The following is an 11,750-nucleotide window of genomic DNA, read 5'->3' on the forward strand; positions in this document are numbered from 1 at the left end:
TCAGGCCGGCTTGACCCCCTCGAGTACCGCAAACGACGTTTCCCGCGCGGTGCGCAGAAAGTCTTCCATCCACGGCGCGTCGCGGGTCTCCTCGCGGATCGCCGCAAACAGCGTGCTCCACATGCCATCCTCGCCGAGCGCCACGCCGCGCACATAGTCGCGCTCGAGGTACTCGGTGAGTGCCCAGTTGGGCAGCGCGCAGACCCCGCGACCGCTGGCCACCAGCTGCATCATCATGATGGTCAGCTCGGCGGTACGGATCTCTTGTGGTTCGACGCCGGCCGGGTCGAGGAACTGGCTGAAGACATCAAGGCGGGCGTGCTCCACCGGATAGGTGATCAGCGTCTCCTCGGCCAGGTCGTCGGGGGTGATCCAGGCGCGCCCAGCCAGGCGGTGCTGCTTGGCCACCGCCAGCAGGCCCTGATAGCGGAACAGCGGTTCGTAGTGAACGCCGGGCAGCGGCTGTGGGTCAGCGGTGATCACCAGATCGAGTTGCTCGCGGGCCAGCGCCGGCAGCGGGTCAAAGTGATGACCGCCGGGAATATCCACCTCCACCTCCGGCCAGTTGTCACGGAAGTAGTCGATGGTGGGCATCAGCCACTGGAAGCAGCTGTGGCACTCGATGGCCATGTGCAGTCGCCCCTGCTCGTTGCCGGCCAGCCTGGCCAGGTCGCGCTCGGCCATGCGCACCTGAGGCAGGATCTGCTCGGCCAGGGCCAGCAAGCGCTGGCCAGCGCGGGTGAATTCCACCGGCCGTGTCTTGCGCAGGAACAGTGGGCTCCCCAGCCGCTCCTCGAGGTCCTTGAGCTGGTGGGAAAGCGCCGACTGGGTGAGGTGAACCCGCTCAGCGGCTTCCACCAGCGAGCCGGCGTCGCGCAGGGCGATCAGGGTACGGAGATGACGTAACTCGAGCATGATGAATGGGCTTCAAGTTGATGATTAAATAATTTAGTTTGATTCACCCAAGGGTGCCAGCCAGACTGCCTTCACTTCCATGGCGACATCGCCATAAAGCATATCGGTTTATCACCTTAAGGGTTAGCACATGGCACTGGCACATATTCTGGGTTACCCGCGCATCGGCGCCGACCGCGAGCTCAAGCGCGCCACCGAGGCTTATTGGAAAGGCGATCTGGAGCGCCCTGGTTTGGAAGCGGTGGGCCGCGAACTGCGTGCCCGCCACTGGCAGGCGCAGCGCGACGCCGGTCTCGATCTGGTCACAGTGGGCGACTTCGCGTTCTACGACCAGGTTCTCGACGTTTCGCTGCTGCTCGGCGCGGTGCCTCCGCGCTTTGGCGCCGAGCGCGAGGTGGCCGAGGGCGACATCGATCTCGACACCGCTTTTCGCATGGCCCGCGGCCGTGCCCCCAGCGGCGAGCCGGCCGCCGCCTGTGAAATGACCAAGTACTTCGATACCAACTACCACTATCTGGTCCCCGAGCTGCACGACGGACAGCGCTTCCGCCTGGCCAGCCAGCGACTGTTCAGCGAGGTCGACGAGGCCCTGGCCGCCGGCCATGCGGTCAAGGTCAGCCTGCTCGGCCCGCTCAGCTGGCTATGGCTGGGCAAGGTCAAGGGTGACGACGGCCTCGACCGTCTGAGTCTGCTCGATGGGGTGCTGGCGGTCTACGCCGCGGTGCTGGAAGAACTGGCCGCCCAGGGCGTGGAGTGGGTGCAGCTCGACGAGCCGGCGCTGGTACAGGACCTGCCGCAAGCGTGGCGGCAGGCCTTCGAGTCGGCCTATAGCCGCCTGGCCCGCACCCCGGTCAAGGTGCTGCTGGCGACCTACTTCGGTGGGTTGGGGGACAACCTGACGTTGGCCACCGGTCTGGCGGTGGATGGCCTGCATATCGATGCGGTGCGCGCGCCCGAGCAGCTCACCGCGGTGATCGACAATCTGCCCAGCTACAAGGTGCTGTCGGTGGGCGCCATCGATGGCCGCAACATTTGGCGTGCCGACCTGGCGGCGCTGCGCGAGCGGCTGGCGGATGCGCGCATGCGTCTCGGCGAGCGGTTGTGGATTGCACCGAGCTGCTCGCTGCTGCACGTGCCGGTGGACCTCGCGGCCGAGACCGACCTGGATGCCGAGCTCAAGAGCTGGCTGGCCTTCGCCCGTCAGAAACTCGACGAGACCGTTAGCCTGGCACGGCTGCTCGATAACCGACCCACCCCGGATGACCGTGCGCGCCTCGAGGCGGCCACCGCGGCGCTGGACGCCCGCAGCGCCTCGCCGCGTATTCATCGCCCGGCAGTGGCCGAGCGCCTGGCGGCGGTGACGCCCGCCGATGCCGAGCGCGCCAGCCCCTATCCCGAGCGGGCGCACGTTCAGCGCCGGGCCTTCGATCTGCCGCTGTTCCCCACCACGACCATCGGTTCTTTCCCGCAGACCGCCGATATCCGCGCGGCGCGGCGAGCGTTCAAGGCCGGCGAGCTGAGCCAGGCCGATTATACGGCGCGCATGCGCGAGGAGATCGCCTTTGCCGTAGAGCGCCAGAACGCGCTGGGGATCGATGTGCCGGTGCACGGTGAGCCCGAGCGCAACGACATGGTCGAGTACTTCGGGGAGCAGCTCGACGGCTTTGCCTTTACTCGCTTCGGCTGGGTGCAGAGCTACGGCTCGCGCTGCGTCAAGCCACCGGTGATCTACGGTGACGTGGCGCGTCCGCAGCCGATGACGGTGGCCTGGAGCGAGTACGCCCAGTCGCTGACCGACAAGCCGATGAAGGGCATGCTCACCGGCCCGGTGACCATCCTGCAGTGGTCCTTCGTGCGCGACGACCAGCCGCGTGAGCGCACCTGCCGGCAGATCGCCCTGGCGCTGCGCGACGAAGTCGCCGATCTCGAGAGAGCCGGTATCCGTATCATCCAGATCGATGAGCCGGCACTGCGAGAGGGGCTGCCGCTGCGTCAGGCCGAGTGGCAGAGCTATCTCGACTGGGCGGTGACGTCCTTCAAGCTGTCGGCGGCGGTGGCCGAGGACGCGACCCAGATCCACACCCACATGTGCTACTCGGAGTTCAACGACATCATCGCCTCCATCGCCGCACTGGATGCCGATGTGATCACCATCGAGACCTCGCGCTCGGACATGGAGCTGCTGGATGCCTTCCAGGACTTCGCTTATCCCAACGAGATCGGTCCGGGCGTCTACGACATCCACTCGCCGAACATTCCGGATGTCGCCTGGATGGTGCAACTGATGGAGAAGGCGCTGGACAAGATTCCCGCCGAGCGGCTGTGGGTCAATCCGGACTGCGGGCTCAAGACTCGCGGCTGGGCCGAGGTCGAGCCGGCTCTGGCCGGCATGGTCGAGGCGGCCCGCGAGCTGCGCCGCCAGCACGCCTGAGGTGACGGCCCGTCTGGCGCCGGGGCCAAGTGCCCTGGCGCCTGGTATGCTAAGCGCGGACCCAGGATCTGCCCGCCTTGCAAGGAGCCCGTTGATGACATTTTCCCCTTCCTTTCTGCGCGTCGTAGGTATTGCCTCAGGGGCGCTATGGCTAGCCGGCTGTGCCGCCCCTCAGGTCAGTGATGATGCGCCACCAGCGGTGGTCGACAGCACCGCGGCCGAGGCCGTGGCCGGCGACCGGCCAGCGTCCGAGGTGGCGGCCAGCGATCCGGCGCCGCTGCTGCCATCGCTGTTCTTTCCCGGCGACGCCGAGCAGTTCGTCGCCTGGCGCTGCCAGCCGGCTCAGGATCTGGTCTCGGCGTACGCCGACGATGAGCTGCGGCTATGGTCGCGCCAGGGCGCCTACCGTCTGGTACCGGCGGTGGTGGCCAGCGGGGCGCGCTACACGGTCGATGACTTGAGCTTCTGGAACCGTGGCGACGAGGCGGTGGTGGAGAGCGACAACGGACGCTTAGACTGCCAGCAGGACATGACGCGCACCGCCATGACCCGCGCCGACCGCCCCGGGGTGATGTTCCACGGCCGCGGTAATGAACCGGGCTGGATCGTCAGCCTCGATCACGATACCCCACGCCTGTCGCTGCTGCTCGACTACGGCGAGCGCGAGCTGAGGCTGCCCTACCGGGTCACCGTGATGGACAATGCCAACGGCCGGGTACGGCTGGTCAGCGGTGACGCCGAGCAGCCCTTCCTGCTGGAACTGGAAGCCAGGGCTTGCTTCGATGACATGAAGGGCGACCCCTTCCCGGTGCGCGTGACGCTGACCCTCGACGGGCAGACGTATAGGGGCTGTGGGCAAGGCATCGCACCCTAAGAAGCCACTGATTTATTGCTGTGCTCGATATCTTGATCGCCGGCGGTGCCGGTGCGCCGGCCCGGTCGAATCCTCATTGAGCAACCTGTCAACTCCAGTTGCTGTGCGCCGGCGGCGACCAACCTATCTTCGCTCGCGACATAAATCAGCCGGCTCCTTCTATCAGCAGGCGACGTCCTCATGCCAGCGCTCGTCGACCAGCTCGCCGAGGCACAGCGGGGCGTTGGAGTCGAAGATGCGCTGGCCGAGCAGTGCCAGCGCCTCGCCGTTGGCGCGGGGCGGCGTGTCACGCTGCTCGCTGGCCAGCGGATGCCACTGGCCGGCGTCGAGGTCGGCCTCGAGCAAGGTGAAGGTGAAGGGGTGGAAGCCGGGGAAGCCCAGGCGCAGGTCGGTGGCGGTAAGGGTGAGTACGTCATCGATCAGCTCGACGTCATAGCGTAGATAGGGGCCGGCGAACCAGTCGAGGCGCGCGCCGTTGGCGCTGGCCAAGGCCGCCGGCTCCCACTGCGCACCGCGCGAGAAGCGTTCGAACTCGACCGTCGCCGCGCCGTCGAAGACGCTGACCAGCGCTTCGTGCTGGTCGTCGCCGTCGACCACCGTGACTCGCCACAGCAGGGTGTTGAACGGCGTCGGCTGTACCAGCCGCGGCGCCTCCACCAGCCCGCGTTCTGCCAGCGCGGGCCCCAGGCGGTACTCCACCAGGCTCTTGGCGCCGAAGGCGAACACCAGATACAGGCTCGACAGCGCCAGCCCCCAGGCCGGGCCGCGGCGGCCGTTGCCGCTGACCAGTGCGACGATGATGCCGACCAGCAGCGGCAGGGTGTAGAGCGGATCGATGATGAACACGATCGGCCAGGCGCTGGGGCGCACGTCCAGCGGCCACCACAGCTGGGTGCCGTAGGTGGTCAGCGCATCGAGCAGCGGGTGGGTGGTCAGGCACAAGACAAAGAACAGCCACCAGTGGCGCAGTGGAATGTCCCGCGCCGGGGCGAAGCGTGCGGCGAGCAGCGCCATCAGCGTGCCCAAGCCGCTGAGCACGAACAGCGAGTGGCTGAAGCCGCGGTGCTCGGTGTAGTTGGCCACGGCGTCGCCGTAGTCGAGCACTACGTCGAGGTCCGGCAGGGTCCCCAGCGCCGCGCCGATCAGGATAGCCTTGCGTCCAAGCCGGCGACCGAGCACGGCGCCACCTACGGCGGCACCCAGCGCCGCCTGTGTGATCGAATCCATACGCTGATATTTCTCCCTGCATGCCGACGTCGGCGAACGTGACCCGCTGTTATGAGTGGCAATCTGCGATGGGGTTCCCGGCCGTCAGCCAAGGCGGCTGTGCCGCCAGGATACGCGCTTGCACCGGGCAGTCGTCGCGGTGGGCACCGGGCAGGTAGCCGGTGCTCATCAGGAACTCATTGACGATCTCCGGGCCGGTGAAGCGGAAGGTGCGCTTGAATAGCTTGACCCAATCGGCGTGTGGCAGCGGATGGTGGTGGTCGAGCCAGGCCTTGAAGCTGCCGTGGTCGGCCTGCAGGCGCTGTACGACCTGGGCGTTATGAATGGTGGCATCGACCTTCAGGCGGTTGCGGATGATTCCGGCATCACTCAGCAGGCGGTCGCGCTGGGTCTCGTCGTAGGCGGCCACGCGGTGAATGTCGAACCCCTCAAAGGCGCTCTGGAAGGCCGCGCGCTTCTTGAGCACGGTGAGCCACGACAGCCCGGCCTGGTTGATCTCCAGGATCAAACGTTCGAACAGGCTGTCGTCATCGTCGACCGGAAAGCCATATTCGTGGTCATGGTAGGGGCCGTGGAATTCGTGGCCGGGCGCTTGGTCACAGTAGGCGGACATGCTGGTGTATCCTGAGTGTCTGTGGTCGTTATCGTTAGCATCGAGGAGTCGCCATGTCGAGCCTGATTGCCCCTGCGTTGCCCTCCGCCGCCCGCCGCATCCTCGGCATCGGCCTGCTGAGTGTCTTCTCCACCGCGGCCTGGGCAGGCCCGCTGGTCGAAATGTGGAAAGATCCCAACTGCGGCTGCTGCACCGCCTGGGCGGAGCACCTCAAAGAGGCCGGTTTCGAGGTCGAGATGCATGACACCCGTGAGATGCGCGAGGTCAAGATCGAGCACGGCGTTCCCCGCGATCTGGCCTCCTGCCATACGGCGCTGGTCGATGGCTATGTCATCGAAGGCCACGTACCGGCGGCGGACATCCAGCGCCTGCTCGACGAATCGCCCGAGGTCGCCGGCCTGGCGGTACCCGGCATGCCCCACGGCTCGCCAGGCATGGAGACCGGCCGCGTCGACGACTATGCGGTAATGGCCTTCGGTGGCCAGCACGAGGCCCCGCAGGTCTTCCAGGAATATATTCACGACTGATCCCATCCTGCCAAGGAGGCAATCCATGCAATACCTGCACACCATGGTCCGCGTCAGCGACCTCGACGCCTCGCTGCGCTTTTACTGTGATCTGCTCGGTCTCAAGGAGGTGCGGCGCAAGGAGAATGACAAGGGCCGCTTCACCTTGGTGTTCCTCGCCGCCCCCGAGGACGAGGCACGCAGCGCCGAGCTCAAGGCGCCGGAACTGGAGCTGACCTACAACTGGGACCCGGAGGCGTATTCGGGAGGCCGCAACTTCGGCCATCTGGCCTACCGCGTCGACGATATCTATGCCCTGTGTCAGCACCTGCAGGACAACGGCGTGACCATCAACCGCCCGCCGCGTGATGGCCATATGGCGTTCGTCAGGTCGCCGGACGGCATCTCGGTGGAGCTGCTGCAGAAGGGCGATGCCCTTGAGCCTCGCGAGCCCTGGGCGTCGATGGAGAACACCGGCAGCTGGTAATAGCGCGGGGCTGCAGTCTCAATCCGGTCGGTAGGCGGTGCGCCCGCTGCCCAGGAACATGATGGCGGCGGCGCCGAACAGGAACAGGCCCTGCAGCTCCAGTGCCCAGGCGCCGTTGGCCTGGAAGTCGAGCAGCTCGTGGCGGTGCACCAGGAAGATCGCCACCAGCATGTTGCACGTCATCAGTAGGCCGGCGAGGCGCGTCTGCAGGCCGATGATCGCCATCAGCGGGGCGACGATCTCGCCGATCAGTACACCGTAGGCGAGAAAGCTCGGCAGCCCCTGGGCGCTGAGGGCGTTGCCGATCCATGTCAGGCTGCCGGGGTTGGTGAGCTTGGCGATGCCGTGCAGCAGCATCAGGCCGCCTACCGAGAGGCGCAGGAGCAGTTTTCCCAGATCATCATTATGCAGTGCGTGAAGCATGGTCTCTCCGTGAGCAGTGTCGTCCAGCCGCCAATGATACAGGCTGGACTGGCCAAGCGGGTGGGCTTGCGGCACTCTTGTCGCCGGAGTCAATCACCGAGGAACGACGATGCGCAAGAGATGGATTCCCGCGCTACTGGCGATGGTGGTCATGGCAGGCTGTGCCCGATCGCCGGCGCCGGACCCCGAACGGGCCCCTGAGCCGGATACCCGCGCCGAGCAGTCGCCGATGGTCGGAGAGCGCTGGCAGCTGATCCTGCTCGGCACCGCCGAGCGCTGGTCAGGCGAGCAGCGACCCTATATCGAAGTCGAACCCGGCAGCGGTGAGCTACACCTGAGCGGCCACAACGGCTGCAACCAGCTCAGCGGGCGGGTGCGGTTCGACGATGGCAACCGCATTCAGATCCGCGATCTGGCCTCGACGCGTATGGCATGCCCCGACATGGCCGACGCCCAACGTGTCGATGCGCTGCTGGAAAACGCCTATCGCTACCTGATCGATCACGACCGCCTGGTGTTCTTCGGTAGCGACAGCCGCGTGCTGGGGGGCTTTCAGCGCCGCTGATCGGGGATGCCCTGTCGTGGCGCGAACTGAACAACGCCGGCCCCTTGAGGCCGGCGTTGTCGTGCAGTGGGGGATAGGTGCTAGCGGGCGGGCAGTAGCCGGGTCTTCACCGCGACCATGCCACGGGTGATGCCGCGCGCCATGGCCGGCGCCACGGGGGTGCACAGTACCCAGGGCAGGGTGATCAGGCAGATCGCCAGGGCGCCGTTGAAGACGTCGCTGAACCAGTGGGCGCCGCCCAGTACCCGAGGCATGCTCAGCAGGATGGCGGCCAGCGCGCTGACCAGCCCAACCGTGCGCCCGGAAAAGCGCCACAGGAAGGCGGTGAACAGCATCAGCATCAGGCCGTGATCGCCGGGGAAGCTGGTCGCCGAGACGTCCTTGGTGTCGAAACCAACCATCTGGGTGATCAAGTTGACGTCGTCGTAGACCAGGGTCGGGCTATGGCGGTCCCAGGGGATGGCGTAGCGCACCGCCTGGCTGAGGATGCCTGCGGTGAGCAGCATGGTGATGCCGATGCCGCCCCAGCGCAGCAGGCGATGCTCGAGCACGGGGTCACGGCGAATGGCCCATAGGTAAATCGCCAACAGGACCAGGAAGCTAACCAGGTCGAAAAAGCGGTTGTTGATCGCGGCAACGAAGACCACCCAGGCAGTGTTGTCCTCGTGCAGCCAGGCGTTGGTGACGAAGAATACCGCGTCGTCGAGTTCCTCCCAGATCAGCAGGTTGGGCGACCACCAGCTGAGGACCAGGGCGGCGCCGAGCAGGTTGTAGAAGAGGATGCGCAGGGGGTGGAAGGTCGATGGCGGCTGGGTCATGAAAACGTCACGCTGGTGAAAGATTTCCGCCATTCTAGCAGCCACGGCCGTGAATGCGATGAGGCCCCGCGTCGCGGGGCCTCATCTCTACCGGGTCATTCAGCTATTAGGCCGGTAGCAGCTTGGCCTCGCCGAGCGCCTCGCGGATCGCATCCAACGATTCGGGATTACTCAACGCACTGCGGTTCTCGGCCTTGGCGTCGCCCTGCAGCATGCGTGCCACCGCCAGTTCGACCTTCTTGCCGCTGCGGGTATAGGGCACCGCCGGGACGGCGACGATGTGTGCTGGCACATGGCGAGGGCTGGCGTGCTGGCGAATGCGCTGGCGCAGCTGTTTGATCAGCGACTCGTCGAGCACCTGACCGGGCGCCAGGGTCACCAGCAGCACCACTTCCACATCGCCGTCGATGGGGCGGCCCACCACCAGACTGTCGGCCACGGCCTCGACGGTTTCCACCTGACGGTAGATCTCGGCGGTGCCGATGCGCACCCCACCGGGGTTCAAGGTGGCGTCGGAGCGGCCGTAGATCACTGCGCCACCCTCGGGGGTGAAACGCACGAAATCGCCGTGAGCCCAGACACCGGGGAAGCTGGCGAAGTAGGCGTCATGGTAGCGCTGGCCGTCGGCGTCGTCCCAGAAGCTGACCGGCATCGATGGCAGCGGCTGGCGACACACCAGCTCACCGCGAGCGTTGTCGAGGGCCTCGCCGTTGGGGGAGTAGGCCACCGCATCCACCCCCAGGAAGCGGCACTGGATTTCGCCGCGGCGCACCGGTAGTAGCGGGGTGCTGCCGACGAAGCAGCCGCAGATATCGGTGCCGCCGGCGATCGAGCCGAGCAGCAGGTCACCGGAGACATCCCCGTAGACCCAGTCGTAGTCCTCCGGCAGCAGCGGCGAGCCGGTGGAGAAGATCACCCGCAGCGCGCCGAGGTCATGATCGCGCCCCGGCGTCAGCTGCTGTTTGCGGCACTCGGCAAGGAAACGGGCGCTGGTGCCGAAGTGGGTCAGGCGCTCGGCTTCGGCGGTGCGCCACATCAGGTCCATGTCCGGATAGCCCGGTGAGCCGTCGTAGGTCACCAGCGTAGTGCCGGCGAGCAGCGCCGAGGCCTGCCAGTTCCACATCATCCAGCCGCAGGTGGTGAAGTAGAGCAGCCGGTCGCCGGGGCCCAGGTCGCCGTGCAGCATCAGCTCCTTGGCGTGGTTGAGCAGGATGCCGCCGGCGCTGTGGACGATGCACTTGGGTTTACCGGTAGTACCCGAGGAGTAGAGGATGTAGAGCGGATGGTCGGCGGGCAGCGGCGTAAACGACGGCGCGCTGCCGCGGTGGCGGGCCAACGCCACGTCCCAGGCGCTGAAGCGCTTGCCGTTCGGCAGGCCGGTGCCGGGCAGTTGGTCGACCACGATCACCTGGCGCACGCTGGGCAGCCGCTCGGCAAGCTGGGTGACCTGCTCTACGCGCGGGAAGGTCTTGCCGCCGTAGCCGTAGCCGTTCACCGCTACCAGCAGCGCCGGTTCGATCTGACCGAAGCGGTCGACGGTGGCCTCGACGCCGAAGTCCGGCGACGCCGACGACCACACGGCGCCGAGGCTGGCGGCGCCGAGCATGGCCACCAGGGCTTCATAGCCGTTGGCCACCAGGCCGGCGACGCGATCGCCGACCTGCACGCCGTGCTCACGCAGCACGCCCTCGAAGGCGCCCACGTCCTCGTACAGCTCGGCGAAGGTCACGCGCTGCGTGTCACGGCACTCGGCCACAGCCACCACGGCTTCCTGCTGGGCGCGCTCGCCGCGGGCGTGACGCAGCAGGTTGGCGGCGACGTTGAGCCGCGCACCGGGCAGCCACTCGGCGCCGGGCATCTCGCGGCGTCCGAGCATGGCCGTCGGCGGCGTCTCGGCCTCAAGGGCGCAGAACTCCCATACCGAGCGCCAGAAGGCCTCCAGGTCGGTGATCGACCAGGCGTGCAGCGCCTGGTAGTCGGCGAAGTCGCCATAGCCGGCCTTAGCCAGCCAGTCCAGGTAGTGCGCCATCTGGCTGTGCTCGCGCTGAGCCTGGCCCGGCTCCCAGAGGATCTCTGCCGTATCCATGTGCGGGGTGTCTCCTGCTGTCATTGCATGTACCAGCCGTGGCTGACCACCACCGACTGTCCGGTCAGTGCCGCCGACGGGAAGGCCGCCAGATTGACCGCGACCTCACTGATATCTTCAAGCGTAGTGAATTCTCCATCCACGGTGTCCTTGAGCATCACGTCGCGGATCACCTCCTCCTCGCTGATGCCCAGCTCGCGGGCCTGCTCGGGGATCTGCTTCTCCACCAGCGGGGTGCGCACGAAGCCGGGGCAGATCAGATTGGCGCTGACGCCGTGGGCAGCGCCCTCCTTGGCCACCGCCCGGCACAGACCGAGCATGCCGTGCTTGGCCGCCACATAGGGCGCCTTGAGCGGCGAGGCCAGTTTGCTGTGAACCGAGCCGATATACAGGATGCTGCCACCGCCCTGCTGCTGGTACATCTGGCGCAGGCTGGCGCGGGTGGTCAGGAAGGCGCCGTCGAGGTGGACACTGGTGACCTTGCGCCAGTTGGCGAGGCTCAGCTTGTCCAGCGCTTCGATATGCTGGATGCCGGCGTTGGCCACCGCCACGTCGATGCGTCCCCAGGCCTCCACCACCTTGGCGAAGCCAGCGTCCACCGCGGCCTCGTCGGTGACGTCGATGGCCACGGCCATCGCCTCGCCGCCAGTGTCGCGGATGCCCGATGCGGCGCGCTCGGCGGCGTCGAGGTCGAGGTCGCTGATGGCGACCTTGGCGCCCTCGCGGGCGAAGCCCTGGGCGATGGCCAGGCCGATGCCACCGGCGGCGCCGGTGATCAGGGCAATCTTGTCAGTCATGCGCATGA

At 66.8% G+C, this 11,750-nt stretch carries 12 protein-coding genes; 5 read left to right on the forward strand and 7 right to left on the reverse strand.

Annotation, left to right across the window (positions count from 1 at the left end):
• The gene (locus BLT16_RS14475; RefSeq protein WP_089659225.1) at positions 1-915 is read right to left on the reverse strand and encodes a LysR family transcriptional regulator; all 915 of its coding nucleotides are present in this window, start codon (positions 913-915) and stop codon (positions 1-3) included.
• A gap of 130 nt (positions 916-1,045) precedes the next feature.
• On the opposite strand from BLT16_RS14475, the gene metE reads away from it, so the two are divergent.
• Both metE and BLT16_RS14485 read left to right on the forward strand, forming a co-directional pair.
• Complete coding sequence (gene metE, locus BLT16_RS14480; RefSeq protein WP_089659226.1) at positions 1,046-3,346, forward strand: 5-methyltetrahydropteroyltriglutamate--homocysteine S-methyltransferase; 2,301 nt, start codon at positions 1,046-1,048, stop codon at positions 3,344-3,346.
• A gap of 94 nt (positions 3,347-3,440) precedes the next feature.
• Positions 3,441-4,220: an MliC family protein gene (locus BLT16_RS14485; RefSeq protein ID WP_089659227.1), complete on the forward strand. Its 780-nt coding sequence runs from the start codon at positions 3,441-3,443 to the stop codon at positions 4,218-4,220.
• A gap of 162 nt (positions 4,221-4,382) precedes the next feature.
• On the opposite strand, the gene BLT16_RS14490 is transcribed toward BLT16_RS14485, so the two are convergent.
• Entirely contained in the window at positions 4,383-5,447 is a 1,065-nt protein-coding gene (locus tag BLT16_RS14490; RefSeq protein WP_089659228.1) for a metal-dependent hydrolase, read from the reverse strand.
• Between the two features lie 49 nt (positions 5,448-5,496).
• Positions 5,497-6,060 carry a DNA-3-methyladenine glycosylase I gene (locus BLT16_RS14495; RefSeq protein WP_089659229.1) on the reverse strand — a complete coding sequence of 188 codons (564 nt, stop codon included), beginning with the start codon at positions 6,058-6,060 and terminating at the stop codon, positions 5,497-5,499.
• Positions 6,061-6,113: 53 nt separating this feature from the next.
• On the opposite strand from BLT16_RS14495, the gene BLT16_RS14500 reads away from it, so the two are divergent.
• Together BLT16_RS14500 and BLT16_RS14505 are read left to right on the forward strand one after the other, a co-directional pair.
• Entirely contained in the window at positions 6,114-6,587 is a 474-nt protein-coding gene (locus tag BLT16_RS14500; protein WP_089659230.1) for a DUF411 domain-containing protein, read from the forward strand.
• A gap of 25 nt (positions 6,588-6,612) precedes the next feature.
• The gene (locus tag BLT16_RS14505) at positions 6,613-7,053 is read left to right on the forward strand and encodes a VOC family protein (RefSeq protein WP_089659231.1); all 441 of its coding nucleotides are present in this window, start codon (positions 6,613-6,615) and stop codon (positions 7,051-7,053) included.
• Positions 7,054-7,071: 18 nt separating this feature from the next.
• Here the strand turns inward: BLT16_RS14505 and BLT16_RS14510 are convergent, their stop codons facing one another.
• Entirely contained in the window at positions 7,072-7,476 is a 405-nt protein-coding gene (locus BLT16_RS14510; RefSeq protein ID WP_089659232.1) for a DoxX family protein, read from the reverse strand.
• 109 nt (positions 7,477-7,585) lie between these two features.
• Between BLT16_RS14510 and BLT16_RS14515 the strand changes: the two genes are divergently transcribed.
• A complete protein-coding gene (locus BLT16_RS14515; protein WP_176817246.1) occupies positions 7,586-8,041 on the forward strand; it encodes an META domain-containing protein in 456 nt (151 codons plus the stop codon).
• A gap of 80 nt (positions 8,042-8,121) precedes the next feature.
• On the opposite strand, the gene BLT16_RS14520 is transcribed toward BLT16_RS14515, so the two are convergent.
• The 3 genes from BLT16_RS14520 to BLT16_RS14530 all read right to left on the reverse strand — a co-directional run bounded on the left by BLT16_RS14520 (position 8,122) and on the right by BLT16_RS14530 (position 11,748).
• Positions 8,122-8,859 carry a phosphatase PAP2 family protein gene (locus BLT16_RS14520; RefSeq protein ID WP_245701693.1) on the reverse strand — a complete coding sequence of 246 codons (738 nt, stop codon included), beginning with the start codon at positions 8,857-8,859 and terminating at the stop codon, positions 8,122-8,124.
• Positions 8,860-8,965: 106 nt separating this feature from the next.
• The gene (locus BLT16_RS14525) at positions 8,966-10,945 is read right to left on the reverse strand and encodes an acetoacetate--CoA ligase (protein WP_089659234.1); all 1,980 of its coding nucleotides are present in this window, start codon (positions 10,943-10,945) and stop codon (positions 8,966-8,968) included.
• 20 nt (positions 10,946-10,965) lie between these two features.
• Positions 10,966-11,748, reverse strand: a complete 783-nt coding sequence (locus tag BLT16_RS14530) for a 3-hydroxybutyrate dehydrogenase (RefSeq protein ID WP_089659235.1) — start codon at positions 11,746-11,748, stop codon at positions 10,966-10,968.
• Between the last annotated feature and the right edge of the window lie 2 nt (positions 11,749-11,750).

The sequence above is a fragment of the Franzmannia pantelleriensis genome (assembly GCF_900102875.1).
Lineage (GTDB): Bacteria > Pseudomonadota > Gammaproteobacteria > Pseudomonadales > Halomonadaceae > Franzmannia > Franzmannia pantelleriensis.

What these genes read in the sequence shown, in the direction of transcription:
- BLT16_RS14495 (WP_089659229.1), bottom strand. Translation starts at nt 6,060, where the DNA reads ATGTCCGCCTACTGTGACCAAGCGCCCGGCCACGAATTCCACGGCCCC.
- BLT16_RS14490 (WP_089659228.1), bottom strand. Translation starts at nt 5,447, where the DNA reads ATGGATTCGATCACACAGGCGGCGCTGGGTGCCGCCGTAGGTGGCGCC.
- metE (WP_089659226.1), top strand. Translation starts at nt 1,046, where the DNA reads ATGGCACTGGCACATATTCTGGGTTACCCGCGCATCGGCGCCGACCGC.
- BLT16_RS14485 (WP_089659227.1), top strand. Translation starts at nt 3,441, where the DNA reads ATGACATTTTCCCCTTCCTTTCTGCGCGTCGTAGGTATTGCCTCAGGG.
- BLT16_RS14505 (WP_089659231.1), top strand. Translation starts at nt 6,613, where the DNA reads ATGCAATACCTGCACACCATGGTCCGCGTCAGCGACCTCGACGCCTCG.
- BLT16_RS14515 (WP_176817246.1), top strand. Translation starts at nt 7,586, where the DNA reads ATGCGCAAGAGATGGATTCCCGCGCTACTGGCGATGGTGGTCATGGCA.
- BLT16_RS14500 (WP_089659230.1), top strand. Translation starts at nt 6,114, where the DNA reads ATGTCGAGCCTGATTGCCCCTGCGTTGCCCTCCGCCGCCCGCCGCATC.
- BLT16_RS14525 (WP_089659234.1), bottom strand. Translation starts at nt 10,945, where the DNA reads ATGGATACGGCAGAGATCCTCTGGGAGCCGGGCCAGGCTCAGCGCGAG.
- BLT16_RS14475 (WP_089659225.1), bottom strand. Translation starts at nt 915, where the DNA reads ATGCTCGAGTTACGTCATCTCCGTACCCTGATCGCCCTGCGCGACGCC.
- BLT16_RS14520 (WP_245701693.1), bottom strand. Translation starts at nt 8,859, where the DNA reads ATGACCCAGCCGCCATCGACCTTCCACCCCCTGCGCATCCTCTTCTAC.
- BLT16_RS14510 (WP_089659232.1), bottom strand. Translation starts at nt 7,476, where the DNA reads ATGCTTCACGCACTGCATAATGATGATCTGGGAAAACTGCTCCTGCGC.
- BLT16_RS14530 (WP_089659235.1), bottom strand. Translation starts at nt 11,748, where the DNA reads ATGCGCATGACTGACAAGATTGCCCTGATCACCGGCGCCGCCGGTGGC.